At 59.2% G+C, this 22,134-nt stretch carries 16 protein-coding genes, 2 tRNA genes and 3 rRNA genes; 18 read left to right on the forward strand and 3 right to left on the reverse strand.

What is annotated here, in order from left to right:
- Nucleotides 1–146 precede the first annotated feature (146 nt).
- Genes BLR26_RS07185 through BLR26_RS07200 form a run of 4 tightly spaced genes read left to right on the forward strand, consistent with a single transcriptional unit; the run spans nucleotide 147 to nucleotide 3,722 of the window.
- Nucleotides 147–1,013: a heme/hemin ABC transporter substrate-binding protein gene (locus BLR26_RS07185; RefSeq protein WP_093379350.1), complete on the forward strand. Its 867-nt coding sequence runs from the start codon at nucleotides 147–149 to the stop codon at nucleotides 1,011–1,013.
- A gap of 50 nt (nucleotides 1,014–1,063) precedes the next feature.
- Entirely contained in the window at nucleotides 1,064–2,047 is a 984-nt protein-coding gene (locus BLR26_RS07190) for a FecCD family ABC transporter permease (RefSeq protein WP_176794317.1), read from the forward strand.
- Complete coding sequence (locus BLR26_RS07195) at nucleotides 2,047–2,814, forward strand: heme ABC transporter ATP-binding protein (protein WP_093379355.1); 768 nt, start codon at nucleotides 2,047–2,049, stop codon at nucleotides 2,812–2,814. Before BLR26_RS07190 ends, BLR26_RS07195 begins: the two co-directional genes overlap by 1 nt.
- 11 nt (nucleotides 2,815–2,825) lie before the next feature.
- Nucleotides 2,826–3,722, forward strand: coding sequence for a ChaN family lipoprotein (locus BLR26_RS07200; RefSeq protein WP_093379360.1), 897 nt, complete (start codon nucleotides 2,826–2,828; stop codon nucleotides 3,720–3,722).
- A 169-nt stretch (nucleotides 3,723–3,891) separates the two neighbouring features.
- Here BLR26_RS07200 and BLR26_RS07205 read toward each other — a convergent pair whose 3' ends face one another.
- The 3 genes from BLR26_RS07205 to BLR26_RS07215 form a co-directional block, all read right to left on the reverse strand.
- Nucleotides 3,892–4,176 carry a TfoX/Sxy family protein gene (locus tag BLR26_RS07205; protein WP_045199681.1) on the reverse strand — a complete coding sequence of 95 codons (285 nt, stop codon included), beginning with the start codon at nucleotides 4,174–4,176 and terminating at the stop codon, nucleotides 3,892–3,894.
- Nucleotides 4,177–4,342: 166 nt separating this feature from the next.
- A complete protein-coding gene (locus BLR26_RS07210) occupies nucleotides 4,343–4,687 on the reverse strand; it encodes a pentapeptide repeat-containing protein (protein WP_045199678.1) in 345 nt (114 codons plus the stop codon).
- A 104-nt stretch (nucleotides 4,688–4,791) separates the two neighbouring features.
- Nucleotides 4,792–6,354, reverse strand: a complete 1,563-nt coding sequence (locus tag BLR26_RS07215; RefSeq protein ID WP_045199676.1) for a bifunctional aminoglycoside phosphotransferase/ATP-binding protein — start codon at nucleotides 6,352–6,354, stop codon at nucleotides 4,792–4,794.
- A 115-nt stretch (nucleotides 6,355–6,469) separates the two neighbouring features.
- On the opposite strand from BLR26_RS07215, the gene mrcB reads away from it, so the two are divergent.
- The 14 genes from mrcB to rrf all read left to right on the forward strand — a co-directional run bounded on the left by mrcB (nucleotide 6,470) and on the right by rrf (nucleotide 21,988).
- Entirely contained in the window at nucleotides 6,470–8,791 is a 2,322-nt protein-coding gene (mrcB, locus tag BLR26_RS07220; RefSeq protein ID WP_093379365.1) for a penicillin-binding protein 1B, read from the forward strand.
- A 24-nt stretch (nucleotides 8,792–8,815) separates the two neighbouring features.
- On the forward strand, nucleotides 8,816–9,577 hold the full coding sequence (locus tag BLR26_RS07225; RefSeq protein WP_093379370.1) for a tetratricopeptide repeat protein: 762 nt from the start codon (nucleotides 8,816–8,818) through the stop codon (nucleotides 9,575–9,577).
- Nucleotides 9,577–9,906 (forward strand): YqcC family protein, encoded by a 330-nt coding sequence (locus BLR26_RS07230; RefSeq protein ID WP_045199670.1) that lies wholly within the window; start codon nucleotides 9,577–9,579, stop codon nucleotides 9,904–9,906. Before BLR26_RS07225 ends, BLR26_RS07230 begins: the two co-directional genes overlap by 1 nt.
- A gap of 422 nt (nucleotides 9,907–10,328) precedes the next feature.
- On the forward strand, nucleotides 10,329–12,053 hold the full coding sequence (locus tag BLR26_RS07235; protein WP_045200042.1) for an acetolactate synthase 3 large subunit: 1,725 nt from the start codon (nucleotides 10,329–10,331) through the stop codon (nucleotides 12,051–12,053).
- Nucleotides 12,054–12,055: 2 nt separating this feature from the next.
- Nucleotides 12,056–12,547 (forward strand): acetolactate synthase small subunit, encoded by a 492-nt coding sequence (ilvN, locus tag BLR26_RS07240; RefSeq protein ID WP_010223016.1) that lies wholly within the window; start codon nucleotides 12,056–12,058, stop codon nucleotides 12,545–12,547.
- A gap of 50 nt (nucleotides 12,548–12,597) precedes the next feature.
- Nucleotides 12,598–13,614 (forward strand): ketol-acid reductoisomerase, encoded by a 1,017-nt coding sequence (gene ilvC / locus BLR26_RS07245; RefSeq protein ID WP_045199667.1) that lies wholly within the window; start codon nucleotides 12,598–12,600, stop codon nucleotides 13,612–13,614.
- A gap of 146 nt (nucleotides 13,615–13,760) precedes the next feature.
- On the forward strand, nucleotides 13,761–14,618 hold the full coding sequence (gene pssA / locus BLR26_RS07250; protein WP_010223018.1) for a CDP-diacylglycerol--serine O-phosphatidyltransferase: 858 nt from the start codon (nucleotides 13,761–13,763) through the stop codon (nucleotides 14,616–14,618).
- Between the two features lie 63 nt (nucleotides 14,619–14,681).
- Nucleotides 14,682–15,695 carry a protein-methionine-sulfoxide reductase catalytic subunit MsrP gene (gene msrP, locus BLR26_RS07255; protein WP_093379377.1) on the forward strand — a complete coding sequence of 338 codons (1,014 nt, stop codon included), beginning with the start codon at nucleotides 14,682–14,684 and terminating at the stop codon, nucleotides 15,693–15,695.
- Nucleotides 15,695–16,315, forward strand: coding sequence for a protein-methionine-sulfoxide reductase heme-binding subunit MsrQ (gene msrQ, locus BLR26_RS07260; protein ID WP_045199663.1), 621 nt, complete (start codon nucleotides 15,695–15,697; stop codon nucleotides 16,313–16,315). Before msrP ends, msrQ begins: the two co-directional genes overlap by 1 nt.
- 488 nt (nucleotides 16,316–16,803) lie before the next feature.
- Nucleotides 16,804–18,340 (forward strand): 16S ribosomal RNA (locus BLR26_RS07270).
- Between the two features lie 124 nt (nucleotides 18,341–18,464).
- Nucleotides 18,465–18,541 (forward strand) — tRNA-Ile (locus BLR26_RS07275).
- Nucleotides 18,542–18,551: 10 nt separating this feature from the next.
- A tRNA-Ala gene (locus BLR26_RS07280) sits at nucleotides 18,552–18,627 on the forward strand.
- A gap of 220 nt (nucleotides 18,628–18,847) precedes the next feature.
- Nucleotides 18,848–21,737 (forward strand): 23S ribosomal RNA (locus BLR26_RS07285).
- A 135-nt stretch (nucleotides 21,738–21,872) separates the two neighbouring features.
- Nucleotides 21,873–21,988, forward strand: a 5S ribosomal RNA gene (rrf, locus tag BLR26_RS07290).
- The 16S, 23S and 5S rRNA genes sit together here with 2 tRNA genes alongside, the layout of an rRNA operon.
- The last annotated feature ends 146 nt before the right edge of the window (nucleotides 21,989–22,134 follow it).

Genomic DNA, 22,134 nt, shown 5'->3' on the forward strand with positions numbered 1-22,134 from the left:
GTTACTCGTAGTCACAGTGACGGCTTGACGTGCAAATGCAAATAATTATCAAATTGCCTGCATCAGCCGTATCGGACGCTTTATACCGTGCGTCCCCGGCATTATCCACCCGGATTGCCGCTCCTCCTCATTCAAGGAAGCCTGTTATGCGCCCACGTGCCCGCCTGATCGCCCTGTGTGCCGGTCTTGTGTTCAACACCCTGGTCCAGGCCGACACCTTGCCGCAGCGCTGGGTCAGCGCCGGTGGGGCACTGAGCGAGTGGGTGGCGGCGCTGGGCGGTGAGCAGAAGCTGGTCGGGGTCGATACCACCAGTCAGCATCCGCAATCACTCAAGGCCTTGCCGAGTATCGGTTATCAGCGCCAGCTGTCCGCCGAAGGGGTGCTGAGCCTGCGTCCGGATGTGCTGGTGGGAACCGAAGAAATGGGCCCGCCGCCGGTGCTCGCGCAAATCCGCGGCGCCGGGGTCAAGGTCGAACTGCTGTCGAGCAAGGCCGACCTGGGTGCGGTGGAAAGCAACTTGCAGCAACTGGGGCGCTTGCTCGGCAATGAGCAACAAGCCCGGCAACTGTTCGCCGACTACCGCCGGCAACTCGATGAGCTGCAGGGCAAGATCAAGCAACTGCAAACCACCCAGGCCGCTCCCGGAGTGATTCTGCTGGTCGGTCATGCCGGCTCCAAACCGATGATCGCCGGCAAAGGCACCGCTGGCGACTGGTTGCTCAAACAGGCCGGTGCGCGCAACCTGGCAGATAACGAAGGCTACAAGAACTTCTCTGTCGAGGCCTTGGCAGCCCTTGACCCGGATGTGCTGGTGTTCGCCGACCGCAGCCTCAGCGGTGAGCAGGCCTTGCAGGCGCTGCTCAAGGAAAACCCGGCCCTGAATGCTTCGCGCGCCGCCCGTAACAAACGCCTGATCGAACTGGACCCGACTTTGCTGGTGGGGGGGCTCGGCCCGCGTCTGCCGGTTACCTTGCAGAACCTTTCCCACGCCTTTTACCCGACCGCGCAATGAACCGGCTGGTCAAGCCGCGCACGCTGTTCGTCACCCTGACGCTGCTGTGCCTGTTGGCGATCTGGTTGTCGCTGGCGCTGGGGCCGGTCAGCCTGCCGTTGTTCGATACCCTGCGCGCCGGAGCCCGGTTGATCGGGCTGCCGGTGGCCGGCGACGGGCTGGAGCAGGCCGAGCTGATCCTCGGCCAGATCCGCTTGCCACGGACCCTGCTGGGGTTGGCCGTGGGTGCCGTGCTGGCGCTGTCCGGGGTGGCGATGCAGGGGCTGTTTCGCAACCCGCTGGCCGACCCCGGCCTGGTCGGGGTGTCTGCGGGGGCCGCGCTCGGTGCGGCAGTGGCGATTGTCGGCGGCTCGTGGATGGGCGGTATTCCCGAGGCCTTCGGCCCTTATCTGTTATCGCTGTGTGCATTTCTTGGTGGCCTGGGGGTGACGGCGCTGGTGTATCGCCTGGGCCGGCGCGATGGCCAGACCAATGTGGCGACCATGCTCCTTGCCGGCATCGCCTTGACCGCCCTTGCCGGCGCGGCGGTAGGGCTGTTCACTTACCTGGCCGATGACGCCACCTTGCGCACCCTGACGTTCTGGAACCTGGGCAGCCTCAATGGCGCCAGTTATCAGCGCCTGTGGCCGCTGGTGCTGGTGACCGTGGGGGTCTCGCTGTGGCTGCCACGCCGGGCCCAGGCCTTGAATGCCTTGTTGCTGGGCGAGTCCGAAGCCCGTCACCTGGGCATCGAGGTCGAGAAGCTCAAGCGCGAACTGGTGTTCTGCACGGCGCTGGGGGTGGGCGCGGCAGTGGCGGCGGCGGGGCTGATCGGCTTTATCGGCCTGGTGGTGCCGCACCTGGTGCGTTTGCTGGCCGGGCCGGACCACCGCGTATTGCTGCCGGCATCTTTGTTGGCCGGGGCCTCGCTGTTGCTGTTCGCCGACCTGATCGCGCGCTTGGCGCTGGCACCTGCGGAGCTGCCGATCGGTATCGTTACCGCGTTCATCGGTGCGCCGTTCTTCCTCTATCTGCTGTTGCGGGGGCGTGCCTGATGCTGCGTGTCGAAAACCTGTCGCTGCGCCGTGGCGAAAACCAGGTCCTCAGCGATATCAGCCTGGCCCTGCAGCCCGGCCAGGTACTGGGCGTGCTGGGCCCCAACGGTGCCGGTAAAAGCAGCCTGCTCGGGGTGATGTGCGGTGAGTTGAATCCCAGCCACGGACGGGTGAGCCTGGATGACCGCGGGCTGTGCGACTGGCCCGGGCAGCAGCGGGCCCAGCGCCTGGCGGTGCTGCCGCAGGTGTCCAGTCTGGGCTTTGCCTTCAAGGTCGAAGAAGTGGTCGGCATGGGTCGCTTGCCGCATAAAACCGGTCTTGAGCGCGACCAGCAGATCATCGACGCGGCCCTACAGGCGGCCGATGCCGGCCACCTGCTAGGGCGCAGCTATCTGGCGCTCTCTGGTGGCGAGCGTCAGCGCGTGCACCTGGCGCGGGTACTGGCGCAGCTGTGGCCAGGCGAAGACGGGCGCATCCTGCTGCTCGACGAGCCGACCTCGATGCTCGACCCGCTGCACCAGCACACCACCTTGCAAGCGGTGCGCGAATTCGCCGATCGCGGCGCCGCGGTGATGGTCATCCTTCATGACCTGAACCTGGCGGCACGCTACTGTGATCGTATCCTCTTGCTCGAACAGGGTCGCAGCCATGCCCTGGATACCCCGCAGCAGGTATTGCGCCCCGATTCGCTCAAGGCGGTGTTCGGCATCGATGTGCTGGTCCAGCCTCACCCCGAGCGGGGGCACCCGCTGATCATCGCCCGTTAGGAGTACCGCCCATGCGTTGTCCCCGCTTGCCCGCATTGTTGCTGTTGCTGGTCTGGGGGCTCGCCGGCTGCCAGTCCCGGGCCGAAGTACCGCCATTGCCCGCCTGGCAAAGCCCCGAAGGCCGCGAGCATGCCGAGCTTGGGCAGATTCGTGAGCTGAGCAGCGGGCGCCTGTTGACGCCCGCGCAACTGCTGGAGCGGCTGGCGCAGGCGCCGCGGCTGCTGGTAGGCGAGAAACACGACAACCCCGACCACCATGCCCTGCAGTTGTGGCTGCTGCGCGCCCTGCAGGGGCAACGGCCGCAGGGCAGCCTGCTGCTGGAGATGCTGCAGCCGGTGCAGCAAGCCAAGGTCGATGCGCTGAAGCAGCAGGCCTTGCCGGCCGATCTGCCGCTGGCGCTTGGCTGGCAGCAAGGCTGGGATTGGGCCCTGTACGGACCGATCGTCCGCGAGGCCCTGGGCCAGCCTTACCCGTTGCTGGCCGCCAACCTCGACACCGAGGAGGTGCGCAGCCTCTATCGCCAGCCGCCACCATTGAAAGGTGAGCGCTCGACCGCCGCCAAGGTCCGGGCCGTGCTGCTGGAGCAAGTCCGGGAGTCCCATTGCGGCCTGCTGCCCGAAAGCCAGTTGCCGGCGATGCTGGCGGTTCAGCAACAGCGCGACCGGCGTATGGCCGAGCGCCTGCTGGCCGCGCCACAGCCAGCGTTGCTGTTAGCCGGTGGCTATCACGTGCGCAAGGACATCGGCGTGCCCTTGCATTTGGCCGACCTGGGCGCCGAAGCCGGCACGCAGGTGTTGATGCTCGCCGAAGTGGGGCAGGGGGTTGATGCGCAGATGGCTGATTATGTCTGGTACACCCCGGCCTTACCGGAGCAGGACTACTGCGCGCAGATGCGTAAGGGCGAGTAAAAAGCCCAGGCAAAAAAAGACCCGGCAAAGTGCCGGGTCAATAACCGTGATTAGCCTGATGAGGAGATAATCTGAGAGTCCGAACCAGGGGCTTTCAGGTTACCCAACCAGTCTCGCGACCAGTTGTGATAATCATAACGATTCTCATTTCGTAGTCAAGCGTCGTGATTCAAAATTCCCGATTATTTTTCTGTACGGCAATTTTGCCGTCGAGTTGCTGGTTCAGGGCTTCCTTGCGTTCAGCCGGAATATCGTTCCAGTGCACATCAAGCAAGGCGCCTTCAATCGCGTACAGCAGCACCTTCGAGGCCCGGAAACCCCGAGTACGGACGGCCTTGTAGGCGTTGACCGCACCCAGCCGGCGTAGATCCGAAGCACTGTGGATGCCGACCGCATGCAGCCACTGCGCAGAAGTCTTGCCAAGGTTTTTCAGATGCTGGAGTTCATCGTTCATCAAGCCTCCTTGCGACGGCTGAACGGGTCTTGATTTAGTAATCGCGGCAGGTCAATGAGCAGTGTAGCGGCACTTGGGAAATACGCGGCGTTTTGCCATCCATGTGCCGACGGGTAGCCGAAAGCCCCCGCCAGGCCACGGCCGGCGGGGGTTTCGAAGGTTGCTGTCAGCGTGTGCGGTAGCGCAGGCGGGTGCCGAAGTTGACCGACATGAGAATCTCGTCGGCGCTCAGTTCGCTGGGAAAGTAGGTGCCGGAAATCTGTGCATGGGCCAGGCTTGCGCCTTCCAGGCCGTTGTGACGCAGGTCCAGGCCGCGCAGGTCGGAGGCGCGAAAGTAAGCATCGGTGAAGTCGATGCCGGTGGTGTCCAGCTCGCGCAGGTCGAGCCCGCGAAAATCGCCGCCACGAAAGTCGACGGTGCCATCCTTGGGTTTCTCGCGATTGAAACTGGCGATCTGTTCGTCATGCACCAGCGCATACAGCGCGCTGTCCAGTTGCCGTGGCTGATTCATGAGGCGCCTCCTTGTTTGCACTTGTGGTGACACTATAGTGCCATCACCACGGGGGCGCCCGGAATCAGGCGTGAACTGTCGACTGCTTCACGTCCTGGGTGGTATCAGAGCCCGGGCAGGCGCTGGCGGATCTGCTTGACCAACAGGTCGAGGCTGCCACTTTCGTTGGTTTCCACGCGCTTGCTTTGCAGCAGCTCTTCGGCGCTGAGCGGATCACGGCTGGCCTGTTGCGCCTTGACCACGTCCAGGGTGGCATCCGACGGATCGTTCTGATCGGCCTGACGCTGGGCCAGCCAGCTAGCGATCACCGCATCCGGGGCGTTGCAGTCGAGGATCAGGAACGGCACGCCGGTTTCGCTGGCAACGCCGGCGGCGGCCTGGCGCTGCTCGTGCTTGAGGTAGGTGGCGTCGATAACTACCGGGAAGCCAGCACGCAGGATGGTTTCGGCCAGCTGGTGCAGACGCTGGTAGGTGGCCTGGCTGGCGTCTTCGCTATAGATGCCGGCTTGCAACTGACCGGCATTGGCGCTGGCTTGCTCACCGAACATGCGCTTGCGCTCGACGTCCGAACGCAGGCGAATGGCGCCCAGGGCGTCGACCAGGCGCATGGCCACGTGGCTCTTGCCGACTGCAGACACACCATGGGTGATGGCCAAAAAGCGCGAAGGGATGGCGCTGTAGCTTTCCGCCAGGTTGGCATAGTTGCGGTAGGTGCGCAGGGTAGTGGCGCGCTGCACGGCATCGGCGTTGGCCGGCATGCTGAACAGGGCGACCTTGGCCCGCACCAGGGCACGGTAGGCCTTGTAGAAGTTCAGCAGTTCCAGGCCGGCGTAGTCACCGGTGAGTTCCAGGTACTGGCTGACGAAGCGGCGCGACAGCGATTTCAGCCCGCGGTCTTCGAGGTCCATGGCCAGGAACGCGGCATCGGCGTAGACGTCGGTCAGGCGGAACGGCTCGTTGAATTCAATGCAGTCGAAAATCACCACCTTGCCATCGATCAGGGTGGCGTTGCCCAGATGGATGTCACCGTGGCATTCGCGAATGAAACCTTCGGCCTTGCGCTGCTCGAGCAGGCCATGCAGGCGCTTGAAGCTGTCCTGGGCCCAGGCTTGCAGGGCATCGAGCTGCTGCAGGTCGGCCTTGTCGGAAAGGAACGGGCGAATCTGCTCGAAGTTCTGCTCGACCGGGGCCATGACGCTGTCCGGCGTGCCCAGCGGATGCTCGACGGCAACTTTTGGCGCGGCCAGGTGGAAGCGGGCGATCTGCTCGGCCATCTGGTCGATGTGCGCGGCGGTCAGTTCGCTGTTGGCCTGCAGGGTGCTGAGCATCTGGCTCTGGGGGAACTGGCGCATTTTCAGCGCGTATTCGATCGGCTCGCCTTCGCCGCCCAGTTGGGGCGCTTCGGCGCTGCCGGTGATCGGCAGTACTTCCAGGTACAGGTCGTCGGTCAGGCGCTGGTTCAGGCGCAGCTCTTCGGCGCAGAAGTGGGCACGCTGGGACAGCTCGGTAAAATCGAGGAAACCGAAGTTCATCGGCTTCTTGATCTTGTAGGCATAGTCACCGGTGAGCAGCACCCAGGAGATATGCGTCTCGATGACCTGAAATGCCTTCACCGGGTGAGGGAACAGGGCGGGATTCTGCAGGGCTGTGATCAAGGCTTGGCTCACGGGCGATCCTTCTGGGTCGGAGATTCGAATCGGCCATTATGGCCGCAAGCGGGGCTGGTGCAAACCGCCGGAGGGCGCCTGTCGATGATTGATAAAGTGCGTATAATCCGCCGCCATGACTCGATCCCGATCCCCCCGTACCGCTAAAAAACGCCCGTCTGGCCGCTCGCGTGCCTGGCTGGGCTGGGCCTTGAAGCTCAGCCTGGTCGGCCTTGTGCTGGTGGCGGGCTATGCCATTTACCTCGATGCTGTGGTCCAGGAGAAATTCTCCGGCAAGCGCTGGACCATCCCGGCCAAGGTGTATGCCCGGCCGCTGGAGCTGTTCGTCGGCCAGAAGCTGAGCAAGGCCGACTTCCTCATCGAGCTCGATGCCCTCGGCTATCGCCGCGAAAGCGTCGCCAATGGCCCGGGTGCGGCGGCAGTCAACGGCAATACCGTCGATCTCAATACCCGTGGCTTTCAGTTCTATGAAGGCATGGAAAGCGCACAAGCGGTGCGCGTGCGCTTCTCTGGCGACTATGTTGCCGGGCTCAGTGGCGCCAACGGCTCGAAACTCGACGTGGTGCGCCTTGAGCCGCTGCTGATCGGCGGCCTGTACCCGAAAAACCTCGAAGACCGGATCCTGATCAAGATCGACCAGGTGCCGCCGTACCTGCTGGAAACCCTGGTGGCCGTGGAAGATCGCGACTTCTATCACCACTTCGGCGTGTCGCCCAAGTCCATTGCCCGGGCAGTGTGGGTCAACACCTCGTCCGGCGCCATGCGCCAGGGCGGCAGTACCCTGACCCAGCAGTTGGTGAAGAACTTCTACCTGACCAACGAACGCAGCCTCAGCCGCAAGCTCAATGAGGCGATGATGGCCCTGCTGCTTGAGCTGCATTACGACAAGCGCGAAATCCTCGAGGCCTACCTCAACGAAGTGTTCGTTGGTCAGGACGGCCAGCGTGCGGTGCACGGCTTCGGCCTGGCCAGCCAGTTCTTCTTCAGCCAGCCGCTGTCGGAGCTCAAGCTGCACCAGATCGCCTTGCTGGTCGGCATGGTCAAGGGCCCTTCCTATTACAACCCGCGGCGCTACCCGGAGCGGGCGACGGTGCGGCGTAACCTGGTGCTCGACCTGCTGGCCGAACAGGGCGTGGCCACCCCGGAAGCGGTGGAAGCAGCGAAGAAAATGCCACTGGGTGTGACCAAGCGCGGCAGCCTGGCCGACAGCTCCTACCCGGGCTTCCTCGACCTGGTCAAACGCCAGCTGCGCCAGGACTATCGCGACGAAGACTTGACCGAAGAAGGCCTGCGCATCTTCACCAGCTTCGATCCGATCCTGCAGATGAAATCCGAAGCGGCCATGGCCGAGACCTTCAAGCGTCTGGCCGGGCGCAAGGGCGCCGATGAAGTCGAAGCGGCGATGGTTGTAACCAACCCGGAGACCGGCGAAGTCCAGGCCCTGATCGGTAGCCGCCAGGCAGGTTTTGCTGGCTTCAACCGCGCGATCGACGCGGTACGGCCGATCGGCTCGCTGGTCAAGCCGGCGGTGTACTTGACCGCCCTGGAAAAACCGAGCAAATACACCCTGACCACGTGGGTACAGGACGAGCCGTTCTCGGTCAAAGGCGCCGATGGCCAGGTGTGGAAGCCGCAGAACTACGACCGTCGTTCCCACGGCACCATTTATCTGTATCAGGGCCTGGCCAACTCCTACAACCTGTCGACCGCCAAGCTCGGCCTGGAACTGGGCGTACCGAACGTACTGAAAACCATCGGCCGGCTGGGCGTCAACGTCGACTGGCCGGCGTTCCCGTCGATGATGCTCGGCGCCGGCGGCATGTCGCCGATGCAAGTCGCAACCATGTACCAGACCCTGGCCAATGGCGGCTTCAACACGCCGATGCGCGGTATTCGCAGCGTGCTGACTGCCGAAGGCGAGCCGCTCAAGCGCTATCCGTTCCAGATCCAGCAAACCTTCGATCCGGGCGCCATTTATCTGGTGCAGAACGCCATGCAGCGGGTGATGCGCGAAGGTACCGGGCGTTCGGTCTACAGTGTGCTGCCAAGCTCGTTGAACCTGGCGGGCAAGACCGGTACCAGTAACGATTCCCGTGACAGCTGGTTCGCAGGCTTCAGCCAGGATTTGCTGGCAGTGGTGTGGCTGGGGCGTGACGACAACGGTAAAACGCCATTTACCGGAGCCACCGGTGCGCTGCAGGTCTGGACCAGTTTCATGCGCAAGGCCGACCCGCTGCCACTGGACATGCCGCTGCCCGACAACGTGGTGCAGGCCTGGATCGATCCGCATAGCGGCCAGGGCTCGGACGCCAGTTGCCCGGGCGCCGTGCAGATGCCGTATATTCGCGGAAGTGAACCGCCGGCCGGAGCCGCCTGTGGTGGTGAGCCGGATCCTGCCGAGTCCGTCATGGACTGGGTCAAGGGTTGGATGAATTAAGCATTAGCCTAGAGAGGGTGTGCAGTGAACAAGTGGTGGTTTCCAGCCTTGACGGCGCTGGCTTTGCTCAATGGCTGCGCCAGCAATCCGCGCGGCTCCATTCCCGTGGTCGACTCCAGTACCCGGGTCTCCAACAGCGAGCGGGTTACGGCCAACCGTGGCGCGCCGGCGCAGGTCAATAACGGTACGCGCCAGGCGCAAGCCGTGCCCCAAGACTCCGGGGTGATGGTCATGGTCCCGCAGGGTTCCGGCGCCGCACCGATCCAGACCTTCCCGGCGGCCACCGGCGCCGCGCCGATCAGCACCGGCCCCATTACTCCGGGCCCGAGCAGTTCGACGCCGTTCGACAGCAGCTCGACCAACGCCGGCAGCTACACCATGCCGAGCACCAGCGCGCCGAGTGCGCCGAGCGGCATTCCGCGCTCCAGCGCTGCCAGCGGTGGCCTGTCGGCTGACGAACAGCTCGACGGCCCGGTACTGGCGCTGCTGACCACCGCCCAGCAACAGCAGAGCGGCGGCGACTACAACGGCGCTTCGTCGAGCCTGGAGCGTGCCCAGCGCATTGCCCCGCGTGAGCCGCAGGTGCTTTACCGTCTGGCCCAGGTACGCCTGGCCCAGGGCGATGCTGCGCAGTCCGAGCAACTGGCGCGCCGCGCGCTGACCTACGCCAACGGTCGCCCCGACCTGCAGGCCGGGCTGTGGAACATCATTGCCCAGTCGCGCGAGAAGCAGGGTGACTCGGCCGGTGCAGCGCTGGCCCGGCAGAAAGCCCAGGTCAACCTGTAATGGATCAACGCATCCTCGATATCGCCGATCACCTGCTGTTGATCGAGCGCGAGCTGCACGTCCAGGGCTGGTGGAGCGAGCAGCCGCCAAGCCCCGAGGCGCTGGCAAGCACAGTGCCCTTTGCGGTCGACAGCATGAACTTCGATCAGTGGCTGCAGTGGATTTTCCTGCCAAGAATGAAAGTGATTCTCGAGAACGGACTGGCGCTGCCAAATGCCTCCGGGATCCTGGTCATGGCTGAAACGGTATACGTCGACCGCCCGGAGCAAAGCCGCGAGCTACGCAGGCTGCTAGCAGAGTTTGACCAATTGATCAGTCCTTCTGCCTGAATTTCCCTCTTTTCACCCTTGGAGCCACAGATTGTGGCTCTTTTTGTTTGTATTGTTAGTATTTCTGCTGCTGTCACTGGTATTAGTGGTGGCTGTAGATAGTCCTTGGGCGAAATTGGCAATAATTTTTCTTGACTTGCGCGCGCCGAAAAAGAAGAATCCAGATTCCGCTGTAGAGGGACTGCCAGAAGCAGACCCGCTAAGCAGATCATGAGGCGCACACCCGCGCCGACCTGTTACACCCCGCAACGCGTTACCTCGCGCTGGGTGGGAAAACCCCGCAACACTTTGGGGCGCTCCCAATACTTGCTCAGTCAGTGCTGACGTAGTCGGCGATTTCGTCGCTCATGCTCTGCTTGGCAGTAAACCTATTAAGACCCGTCCACCGTGGACGGTATTCTGGCGTTTTAGAGGTGAACAACGTGGAGCTTTTATCTGGCGCTGAGATGGTCGTCCGCTTTTTGCGTGACGAAGGCGTTAAGCACATCTACGGGTACCCTGGTGGTGCTCTCCTTCATGTTTACGATGCCCTGTTCAAAGAACCGGAAGTAAGCCACATCCTGGTTCGTCACGAGCAGGCCGCAACCCATATGGCGGACGGTTACGCCCGTGCCACCGGCAAGGCCGGCGTGGTACTGGTGACCTCGGGCCCTGGCGCGACCAATGCCATCACCGGTATTGCCACCGCGTACATGGACTCCATTCCGATGGTCATCCTCTCCGGTCAGGTGCCCAGCACCATGGTCGGTACCGATGCCTTCCAGGAAACCGACATGATCGGTATTTCCCGGCCGATCGTGAAGCACAGCTTCATGATCAAACACGCCTCGGAAATCCCTGAAGTCCTGAAAAAAGCTTTCTATCTGGCGCAATCCGGTCGCCCGGGCCCGGTCGTGGTCGATATCCCCAAAGACATGACCAACCCTGCGGAAAAGTTCGAATACGTCTACCCCAAAAAGGTCAAGATGCGTTCCTACAGCCCGGCTGTTCGTGGCCACTCGGGGCAGATCCGCAAGGCTGCCGAGATGTTGCTGGCTGCCAAGCGTCCAGTGGTCTATGCCGGTGGCGGCGTGATCCTCGGCGGCGGCTCTGCAGCCCTGACCGAAGTTGCGCAGATGCTCAACCTGCCGGTCACCAATACCTTGATGGGCCTGGGCGGCTATCCGGGTACCGATCGCCAGTTCCTCGGCATGCTCGGCATGCACGGCAGCTACACCGCCAACCTGGCCATGCACCACGCTGACGTGATTTTCGCTGTCGGTGCGCGCTTTGACGACCGCGTGGTCAACGGCCCGGCCAAGTTCTGCCCGAACGCCAAGGTTATCCACATCGACATCGACCCGGCGTCGATCTCCAAGACCATCAAGGCCGACGTGCCGATTGTTGGCCCGGTCGAGAGCGTGCTGAGCGAAATGGTCGCGACCTTGCGCGAAATCGGCGAGCAGCCAGACAAAGCCGCCATGGACGCCTGGTGGAAGCAGATCGAAGAATGGCGTGGCGATCGCGACATGTTCCCTTACGACAAGGGCGACGGCAGCGTGATCAAGCCGCAGACCGTGATCGAGACCCTCTGCGAAGTGACCAAGGGCGATGCCTTTGTTACCTCCGACGTGGGTCAGCACCAGATGTTCGCGGCGCAGTACTACCGCTTCAACAAACCCAATCGCTGGATCAACTCCGGCGGCCTGGGCACCATGGGCTTCGGTTTCCCGGCGGCCATGGGCGTGAAGTTGAACTTCCCGGACCAGGACGTTGCCTGCGTTACCGGCGAGGGCAGCATCCAGATGAACATCCAGGAGCTGTCGACCTGCCTGCAGTACGACCTGCCGGTGAAGATCGTCAACCTGAACAACGGCGTCTTGGGCATGGTCCGCCAATGGCAGGACATGGCCTACAACAGCCGTCACTCGCACTCCTACATGGAATCGCTGCCTGATTTCGTCAAGCTGGCCGAGGCCTATGGTCACGTGGGTATCCGCATCACCAGCCTGAAAGACCTCAAGCCCAAGCTCGAGGAAGCGTTCGCCATGAAAGACCGCCTGGTGTTCATCGATATCCAGGTCGACAACAGCGAGCACGTCTACCCGATGCAGATCAAAGACGGCTCCATGCGCGACATGTGGCTGAGCAAGACGGAGCGTACCTAATCATGCGGCACATTATTTCCCTGCTGTTGGAAAACGAACCCGGTGCCTTGTCTCGCGTGGTCGGTCTGTTCTCGCAGCGTAACTACAACATCGAAAGCCTGACGGTGGCGCCAACCGAAGACCCGACCCTGTCGCGTCTGACGTTGACCACGGTCGGTCATGATGAGGTGATCGAGCAGATCACCAAAAACCTGAACAAGCTGGTTGAAGTCGTCAAGCTGGTCGACCTCTCGGAAAGCGCGCACATCGAACGTGAACTGATGCTGGTCAAGATCAAGGCCACGGGCGCCCAGCGCGCGGAGATCAAACGCACCACCGATATCTATCGTGGGCAGATCGTCGACGTCAGCAGCAGCGTCTATACCGTTCAGCTGACTGGCGCCAGCGACAAGCTTGACAGCTTCATTCAGGCCATCGGTACCGCGTCCATTCTCGAAACAGTGCGCAGCGGCGTTACCGGCATTGCCCGTGGCGACAAAGTGCTCAGCATCTAACTCAAAAAATTAGCGATGGCCCTATGGGCCGAGATAACAGGGGTATTTTCATGAAAGTTTATTACGACAAAGACTGTGACCTTTCCATCATCCAGGGCAAGAAAGTTGCCATCATCGGTTACGGCTCCCAGGGCCACGCTCAGGCGTGCAACCTGAAGGACTCCGGTGTGGACGTCACTGTCGGTCTGCGTAAAGGTTCGAACACCGTTGCCAAAGCCGAAGCTCACGGCCTGAAAGTTGCCGATGTAGCGACCGCTGTTGCCGGTGCCGACCTGGTCATGATCCTGACCCCGGACGAGTTCCAGTCCCAGCTGTACAAGAACGAAGTCGAGCCGAACATCAAGAAAGGCGCCACCCTGGCCTTCTCCCACGGTTTCGCCATCCACTACAACCAGGTCGTTCCACGCGCCGACCTGGACGTGATCATGATCGCGCCAAAAGCGCCAGGTCACACCGTACGTTCCGAGTTCGTCAAAGGCGGCGGCATCCCTGACCTGATCGCGATCTACCAGGACGCTTCCGGCAATGCCAAAAACGTTGCCCTGTCGTACGCCGCGGGCGTCGGTGGCGGCCGTACCGGCATCATCGAAACCACCTTCAAGGACGAGACTGAAACCGACCTGTTCGGTGAACAAGCCGTTCTCTGCGGCGGTACCGTCGAGCTGGTCAAAGCCGGTTTCGAAACCCTGGTTGAAGCGGGCTACGCGCCAGAAATGGCCTACTTCGAGTGCCTGCACGAACTGAAGCTGATCGTTGACCTCATGTACGAAGGCGGTATCGCCAACATGAACTACTCGATCTCCAACAACGCCGAGTACGGCGAGTACGTGACCGGCCCAGAAGTCATCAACGCCGAATCCCGCCAGGCCATGCGCAACGCTCTGAAGCGCATCCAGGACGGCGAATACGCCAAGATGTTCATCAGCGAAGGCGCCACCGGCTACCCTTCGATGACCGCCAAGCGTCGTAACAACGCTGCCCACGGCATCGAAGTCATCGGCGAGCAACTGCGCTCGATGATGCCTTGGATCGCAGCGAACAAAATCGTCGACAAGGCCAAGAACTGATCTTGTCCTGATGCGATGAAAACGCGGCTTCGGCCGCGTTTTTTCGTTTAGGCGGTCAGCTTCTGGTATAAAGCTTCATCGTTTGTCGGCGAACCCTCGTCGCAGACGTCTGTCGAAACTTTCCACACCGTTGCAAGGTAATGTCCATGAGCGAACGTCCCGAAGAGCCGAACAAGGCCTCTGACGCCGAAAGCCTGCTACCGATCGATGAGCATGTTGAAGAAGGGCATGACGCCGAAGGACGCAAGGTTCGGCATCGCGGCATCTATCTGCTGCCCAACCTGTTCACCACTGCGAACCTGTTCGCCGGTTTCTATTCGATCATCAACTCTATGAGTGCCCAGGCGGCCCTCAGTGCGGGTGATCCACGCGAGGCGAGCAAGTATTTCGCCTTCGCCGCCATCGCCATTTTTGTCGCCATGGTCCTTGATGGCCTGGACGGCCGCGTGGCACGCATGACCAACACCCAGAGCGCCTTCGGTGCCGAGTACGACTCGCTGTCGGACATGGTTGCCTTCGGTGTCGCCCCGGCATTGCTGGCCTTCGGCTGGGCCTTGGGTGACATGGGCAAGGTCGGCTGGATGGTTGCCTTCATCTATGTCGCTGGCGCCGCGCTGCGTCTGGCGCGCTTCAACACCCAGGTCGGCAAGGCCGACAAGCGTTACTTCATCGGCCTGGCCAGCCCGGCGGCAGCCGGCGTGGTGGCCGGTACCGTCTGGGCTTTCAGCGACTACGGCATCCAGGGCTCGAAGCTGTCGTTCCTGGTGGCGCTGCTGGTGGCGGCGGCCGGTATGCTGATGGTCAGCAACATCAAGTACAACAGCTTCAAGGAGCTGGACCTCAAGGGGCGCGTGCCGTTCGTAGCGATCCTCGCCGTGGTGCTGGTGTTCGCGGTAGTCTTCAGTGACCCGCCGCGCATCCTGCTGCTGGTGTTCCTCGGCTATGCGGCCTCCGGTCCTGTGCAATACCTGTTGCGCATGCGTCGGCGGAAAAACATCGAGTGATGTAATTTCGCTAGGGCTCCGTAGTCTACTGGTGCATCAGTCCTCCAGTTCTACGGAGCCATCATGCTCATCAAGCTGCCCAAAGCCTCCGATTGCAAAGAATCGGACGTCACCCCCGAATCTCTCTATGTCTCTCGCCGCGCCATGCTTGGTGGGTCGCTGGCTGCCCTGGCGGCAACCGCGCTGCCACGCTGGGCCAGTGCTGCCGATCCATCGCGCTATATCGATGTCGAGGCGGGCAGGGCGCCAGGCTGGTTCAACGACAAGCTCGCCGCTACCCAGTGGCAAGCCGTAACCGCGCCGGGGGAGGCGACCACGCCTTTCAAGGACGCCACCCACTACAACAATTTCTATGAGTTCGGTACCGACAAGGGTGATCCGGCGGCCAATGCCGGCAGCCTGAAAACCGAACCCTGGACCGTGGTGGTGGATGGCGAGGTCGGCAAGCCCGGGCGTTATGCCCTCGAAGACTTCATGAAGCCCTACCAGCTGGAGGAGCGCATCTATCGTCTGCGCTGCGTGGAGGCCTGGTCGATGGTCATCCCCTGGTTGGGCTTTCCGATTTCGGCACTGCTCAAGCAGGTCGAGCCAACCTCCAAGGCCCGCTACATTCGCTTCGAAACGTTGCAGGACCCGAAGAGCATGCCTGGTCAGCGCTCAAGCTTTGCCCTGATCGACTGGCCTTATATAGAAGGCTTGCGCCTGGATGAGGCGATGAACCCGCTGGCCATTCTCGCCGTCGGCATGTACGGGCGCGAACTGCCCAACCAGAACGGCGCGCCGTTGCGTTTGGTGGTGCCATGGAAGTATGGGTTCAAGAGCATCAAGTCGATCGTGCGCATCAGCCTGGTCGAAGAACAGCCACGTACCACCTGGCAGGCGATTGCCCCGGATGAATATGGCTTCTATGCCAACGTCAACCCCGAGGTCGATCACCCGCGCTGGACCCAGGCTCGTGAGCGGCGCCTGCCCAGCGGCTTGTTCAGCCCCAATGTGCGGCCCACGCAGATGTTCAATGGCTATGCCGAAGAAGTGGCAGGGCTTTACAGCGGCCTCGACCTGCGGAAGAACTACTGATGCGCTATCCCCTGTTCAGGCTTGGCATCTTTATCCTGGCCAGTATCTGGCCGCTGTGGTGGTTATATGAAGCGGCCATGGAGGCCCTTGGGCCGGACCCGGGCAAGATCCTCGTTGATCGCCTGGGGCTAGGGGCTTTGATCTTCCTGTTGATAACCCTGAGCATGACGCCCTTGCAGCGCCTTACCGGGTGGTCGGGCTGGATCGTCTCGCGGCGCCAGCTGGGGTTGTGGTGCTTTGCTTATATAGTGCTGCACCTGAGTGCCTACATGTTCTTCGTGCTTGGCCTGGACTGGGGGCAGTTGGGCGTAGAGCTGAGCAAGCGTCCCTACATTATTGTCGGCATGCTGGGATTTGTCGGTTTGCTGATATTGGCGGTGACATCCAACCGCTACAGCCAGCGTCGCCTGGGTGCTCGCTGGAAGAAGTTGCACAAGCTGGTGTATGTCATCCTCGGGTTGGGCTTGCTGCACTTTCTCTGGGTGGTGCGGGCTGATCTTAAAGAGTGGTCCATATACGCCGTTATTGGTTTGTTCCTGCTGGCCCTGCGCATTCCCGCGCTTGAGCGGCGAATTCCGCGGTTGGTAACGCGTAAAACACCGCCTTTGAAACAAAGTTGAAATAAGTCCTTGACGCCCCCGCAGATCTCTCTATAATTCGCCCCACTTCCGGCGCAGTCGGAACTGAAAACTCCTTGAGTTTCAAAGAGTTAGCGGTTCCAGGGTCATCCGGAGGTGCTTCGATCGAAAGATCGGCAGCGGTGAAAAAGGCGGTTGACAGCGGTTTGAAACGCTGTAGAATTCGCCTCCCGCTACGAGAGATCGCAGCGAGTCAAGTGTTTGAAGTGAAACGAAAAACTTCAAAATAAACGCTTGACAGGCTCTGAGGAAAGCGTAGAATGCGCGCCTCGGTTGAGACGAAAAGCTCTTAACCAACCGCTCTTTAACAACTGAATCAAGCAATTCGTGTGGGTGCTTGTGAGTTCAGACTGATAGTCAAAAAGATTATCAGCATCACAAGTGGCTACACGAAAATCGAAAGATTTGAAAGTAAGTCATTTGAGATTGCTGAGCCAAGTTTAGGGTTTTCTCAAAACCCAAGCAGTATTGAACTGAAGAGTTTGATCATGGCTCAGATTGAACGCTGGCGGCAGGCCTAACACATGCAAGTCGAGCGGATGAGAAGAGCTTGCTCTTCGATTCAGCGGCGGACGGGTGAGTAATACCTAGGAATCTGCCTGGTAGTGGGGGACAACGTTTCGAAAGGAACGCTAATACCGCATACGTCCTACGGGAGAAAGCAGGGGACCTTCGGGCCTTGCGCTATCAGATGAGCCTAGGTCGGATTAGCTAGTTGGTGAGGTAATGGCTCACCAAGGCGACGATCCGTAACTGGTCTGAGAGGATGATCAGTCACACTGGAACTGAGACACGGTCCAGACTCCTACGGGAGGCAGCAGTGGGGAATATTGGACAATGGGCGAAAGCCTGATCCAGCCATGCCGCGTGTGTGAAGAAGGTCTTCGGATTGTAAAGCACTTTAAGTTGGGAGGAAGGGTACTTACCTAATACGTGAGTATTTTGACGTTACCGACAGAATAAGCACCGGCTAACTCTGTGCCAGCAGCCGCGGTAATACAGAGGGTGCAAGCGTTAATCGGAATTACTGGGCGTAAAGCGCGCGTAGGTGGTTTGTTAAGTTGGATGTGAAATCCCCGGGCTCAACCTGGGAACTGCATCCAAAACTGGCAAGCTAGAGTAGGGCAGAGGGTGGTGGAATTTCCTGTGTAGCGGTGAAATGCGTAGATATAGGAAGGAACACCAGTGGCGAAGGCGACCACCTGGGCTCATACTGACACTGAGGTGCGAAAGCGTGGGGAGCAAACAGGATTAGATACCCTGGTAGTCCACGCCGTAAACGATGTCAACTAGCCGTTGGAATCCTTGAGATTTTAGTGGCGCAGCTAACGCATTAAGTTGACCGCCTGGGGAGTACGGCCGCAAGGTTAAAACTCAAATGAATTGACGGGGGCCCGCACAAGCGGTGGAGCATGTGGTTTAATTCGAAGCAACGCGAAGAACCTTACCAGGCCTTGACATGCAGAGAACTTTCCAGAGATGGATTGGTGCCTTCGGGAACTCTGACACAGGTGCTGCATGGCTGTCGTCAGCTCGTGTCGTGAGATGTTGGGTTAAGTCCCGTAACGAGCGCAACCCTTGTCCTTAGTTACCAGCACGTTATGGTGGGCACTCTAAGGAGACTGCCGGTGACAAACCGGAGGAAGGTGGGGATGACGTCAAGTCATCATGGCCCTTACGGCCTGGGCTACACACGTGCTACAATGGTCGGTACAGAGGGTTGCCAAGCCGCGAGGTGGAGCTAATCTCACAAAACCGATCGTAGTCCGGATCGCAGTCTGCAACTCGACTGCGTGAAGTCGGAATCGCTAGTAATCGCGAATCAGAATGTCGCGGTGAATACGTTCCCGGGCCTTGTACACACCGCCCGTCACACCATGGGAGTGGGTTGCACCAGAAGTAGCTAGTCTAACCTTCGGGAGGACGGTTACCACGGTGTGATTCATGACTGGGGTGAAGTCGTAACAAGGTAGCCGTAGGGGAACCTGCGGCTGGATCACCTCCTTAATCGACAGACATCAGCTGTCTTATGAGCTCCCACACGAATTGCTTGATTCATTGAAGAAGACGATAGAAGCAGCTTTAAGCTCCAAGCTGATAGCTCCAAGCTAACAGTTACGCGCTCGAAATTGGGTCTGTAGCTCAGTTGGTTAGAGCGCACCCCTGATAAGGGTGAGGTCGGCAGTTCGAATCTGCCCAGACCCACCAATTTTGTTATGGGGCCATAGCTCAGCTGGGAGAGCGCCTGCCTTGCACGCAGGAGGTCAGCGGTTCGATCCCGCTTGGCTCCACCATTAATACTGCTTCGTAAAGCTTAGAAATGAATATTCGTATCGAATATTGATTTCTGAACTTTTTCAGAATCGTTCTTTAAAAATTTGGGTATGTGATAGAAAGATAGACTGGACAGCACTTTCACTGGTGTGTGTTCAGGCTAAGGTAAAATTTGTGAGTAATTACAAGTTTTCGGCGAATGTTGTCTTCACAGTATAACCAGATTGCTTGGGGTTATATGGTCAAGTGAAGAAGCGCATACGGTGGATGCCTTGGCAGTCAGAGGCGATGAAAGACGTGGTAGCCTGCGATAAGCTTCGGGGAGTCGGCAAACAGACTTTGATCCGGAGATCTCTGAATGGGGGAACCCACTCAGCATAAGCTGAGTATCTTGTACTGAATACATAGGTGCAAGAGGCGAACCAGGGGAACTGAAACATCTAAGTACCCTGAGGAAAAGAAATCAACCGAGATTCCCTTAGTAGTGGCGAGCGAACGGGGACTAGCCCTTAAGTGGCTTTGAGATTAGCGGAACGCTCTGGAAAGTGCGGCCATAGTGGGTGATAGCCCTGTACGCGAAAATCTCTTAGTCATGAAATCGAGTAGGACGGAGCACGAGAAACTTTGTCTGAATATGGGGGGACCATCCTCCAAGGCTAAATACTACTGACTGACCGATAGTGAACCAGTACCGTGAGGGAAAGGCGAAAAGAACCCCGGAGAGGGGAGTGAAATAGATCCTGAAACCGTATGCGTACAAGCAGTGGGAGCCTACTTGTTAGGTGACTGCGTACCTTTTGTATAATGGGTCAGCGACTTATATTCAGTGGCGAGCTTAACCGAATAGGGGAGGCGTAGCGAAAGCGAGTCTTAATAGGGCGTTTAGTCGCTGGGTATAGACCCGAAACCGGGCGATCTATCCATGGGCAGGTTGAAGGTTAGGTAACACTGACTGGAGGACCGAACCGACTACCGTTGAAAAGTTAGCGGATGACCTGTGGATCGGAGTGAAAGGCTAATCAAGCTCGGAGATAGCTGGTTCTCCTCGAAAGCTATTTAGGTAGCGCCTCATGTATCACTGTAGGGGGTAGAGCACTGTTTCGGCTAGGGGGTCATCCCGACTTACCAAACCGATGCAAACTCCGAATACCTACAAGTGCCGAGCATGGGAGACACACGGCGGGTGCTAACGTCCGTCGTGAAAAGGGAAACAACCCAGACCGTCAGCTAAGGTCCCAAAGTTATGGTTAAGTGGGAAACGATGTGGGAAGGCTTAGACAGCTAGGAGGTTGGCTTAGAAGCAGCCACCCTTTAAAGAAAGCGTAATAGCTCACTAGTCGAGTCGGCCTGCGCGGAAGATGTAACGGGGCTCAAACCATACACCGAAGCTACGGGTATCACTTAGGTGATGCGGTAGAGGAGCGTTCTGTAAGCCTGTGAAGGTGAGTTGAGAAGCTTGCTGGAGGTATCAGAAGTGCGAATGCTGACATGAGTAACGACAATGGGAGTGAAAAACTCCCACGCCGAAAGACCAAGGTTTCCTGCGCAACGTTAATCGACGCAGGGTTAGTCGGTCCCTAAGGCGAGGCTGAAAAGCGTAGTCGATGGAAAACAGGTTAATATTCCTGTACTTCTGGTTATTGCGATGGAGGGACGGAGAAGGCTAGGCCAGCTTGGCGTTGGTTGTCCAAGTTTAAGGTGGTAGGCTGAGATCTTAGGTAAATCCGGGATCTTAAGGCCGAGAGCTGATGACGAGTTGCCATTAGGCGACGAAGTGGTTGATGCCATGCTTCCAAGAAAAGCTTCTAAGCTTCAGATAACCAGGAACCGTACCCCAAACCGACACAGGTGGTTGGGTAGAGAATACCAAGGCGCTTGAGAGAACTCGGGTGAAGGAACTAGGCAAAATGGCACCGTAACTTCGGGAGAAGGTGCGCCGGTGAGGGTGAAGGACTTGCTCCGTAAGCCCATGCCGGTCGAAGATACCAGGCCGCTGCGACTGTTTATTAAAAACACAGCACTCTGCAAACACGAAAGTGGACGTATAGGGTGTGACGCCTGCCCGGTGCCGGAAGGTTAATTGATGGGGTTAGCTAACGCGAAGCTCTTGATCGAAGCCCCGGTAAACGGCGGCCGTAACTATAACGGTCCTAAGGTAGCGAAATTCCTTGTCGGGTAAGTTCCGACCTGCACGAATGGCGTAACGATGGCGGCGCTGTCTCCACCCGAGACTCAGTGAAATTGAAATCGCTGTGAAGATGCAGTGTATCCGCGGCTAGACGGAAAGACCCCGTGAACCTTTACTATAGCTTTGCACTGGACTTTGAATTTGCTTGTGTAGGATAGGTGGGAGGCTTTGAAGCGTGGACGCCAGTTCGCGTGGAGCCATCCTTGAAATACCACCCTGGCAACTTTGAGGTTCTAACTCAGGTCCGTTATCCGGATCGAGGACAGTGTATGGTGGGTAGTTTGACTGGGGCGGTCTCCTCCTAAAGAGTAACGGAGGAGTACGAAGGTGCGCTCAGACCGGTCGGAAATCGGTCGTAGAGTATAAAGGCAAAAGCGCGCTTGACTGCGAGACAGACACGTCGAGCAGGTACGAAAGTAGGTCTTAGTGATCCGGTGGTTCTGTATGGAAGGGCCATCGCTCAACGGATAAAAGGTACTCCGGGGATAACAGGCTGATACCGCCCAAGAGTTCATATCGACGGCGGTGTTTGGCACCTCGATGTCGGCTCATCACATCCTGGGGCTGAAGCCGGTCCCAAGGGTATGGCTGTTCGCCATTTAAAGTGGTACGCGAGCTGGGTTTAGAACGTCGTGAGACAGTTCGGTCCCTATCTGCCGTGGACGTTTGAGATTTGAGAGGGGCTGCTCCTAGTACGAGAGGACCGGAGTGGACGAACCTCTGGTGTTCCGGTTGTCACGCCAGTGGCATTGCCGGGTAGCTATGTTCGGAAGAGATAACCGCTGAAAGCATCTAAGCGGGAAACTTGCCTCAAGATGAGATCTCACTGGAGCCTTGAGCTCCCTGAAGGGCCGTCGAAGACTACGACGTTGATAGGTTGGGTGTGTAAGCGCTGTGAGGCGTTGAGCTAACCAATACTAATTGCCCGTGAGGCTTGACCATATAACACCCAAGCAATTTGAGCGAAAGCCAGATTGCGGTGTTGTGAAGACTGCACAGCCGAAGATTTGTAACTCACAAACATCACATACCCGATTCGCTGGAGTGTCTGAACAAGACCTTCTGGCAACAGAATTTCTTGACGACCATAGAGCATTGGAACCACCTGATCCCATCCCGAACTCAGCAGTGAAACGATGCATCGCCGATGGTAGTGTGGGGTTTCCCCATGTGAGAGTAGGTCATCGTCAAGATTAAATTCCGAAACCCCTATCTGCATATGCAGGTAGGGGTTTTGTCTTTCTGGCGTCTGTGCGAACGGCGGTGCGACGCCTCGACTTGCCCCGCGATGCGATGTGGTTGACAGAAGGGTATCGCGGGGCAAGCCCGCTCCTACATC

The organism is Pseudomonas sp. UC 17F4, assembly GCF_900101695.1.
Classification (GTDB): domain Bacteria; phylum Pseudomonadota; class Gammaproteobacteria; order Pseudomonadales; family Pseudomonadaceae; genus Aquipseudomonas.

Coding starts and splice junctions, on each gene's coding strand:
- BLR26_RS07210 (WP_045199678.1), bottom strand. CDS start 4,687: ATGAATCAGCCACGGCAACTGGACAGCGCGCTGTATGCGCTGGTGCAT.
- msrQ (WP_045199663.1), top strand. CDS start 15,695: ATGCGCTATCCCCTGTTCAGGCTTGGCATCTTTATCCTGGCCAGTATC.
- mrcB (WP_093379365.1), top strand. CDS start 6,470: ATGACTCGATCCCGATCCCCCCGTACCGCTAAAAAACGCCCGTCTGGC.
- BLR26_RS07200 (WP_093379360.1), top strand. CDS start 2,826: ATGCGTTGTCCCCGCTTGCCCGCATTGTTGCTGTTGCTGGTCTGGGGG.
- BLR26_RS07185 (WP_093379350.1), top strand. CDS start 147: ATGCGCCCACGTGCCCGCCTGATCGCCCTGTGTGCCGGTCTTGTGTTC.
- BLR26_RS07205 (WP_045199681.1), bottom strand. CDS start 4,176: ATGAACGATGAACTCCAGCATCTGAAAAACCTTGGCAAGACTTCTGCG.
- ilvC (WP_045199667.1), top strand. CDS start 12,598: ATGAAAGTTTATTACGACAAAGACTGTGACCTTTCCATCATCCAGGGC.
- pssA (WP_010223018.1), top strand. CDS start 13,761: ATGAGCGAACGTCCCGAAGAGCCGAACAAGGCCTCTGACGCCGAAAGC.
- msrP (WP_093379377.1), top strand. CDS start 14,682: ATGCTCATCAAGCTGCCCAAAGCCTCCGATTGCAAAGAATCGGACGTC.
- BLR26_RS07195 (WP_093379355.1), top strand. CDS start 2,047: ATGCTGCGTGTCGAAAACCTGTCGCTGCGCCGTGGCGAAAACCAGGTC.
- BLR26_RS07230 (WP_045199670.1), top strand. CDS start 9,577: ATGGATCAACGCATCCTCGATATCGCCGATCACCTGCTGTTGATCGAG.
- ilvN (WP_010223016.1), top strand. CDS start 12,056: ATGCGGCACATTATTTCCCTGCTGTTGGAAAACGAACCCGGTGCCTTG.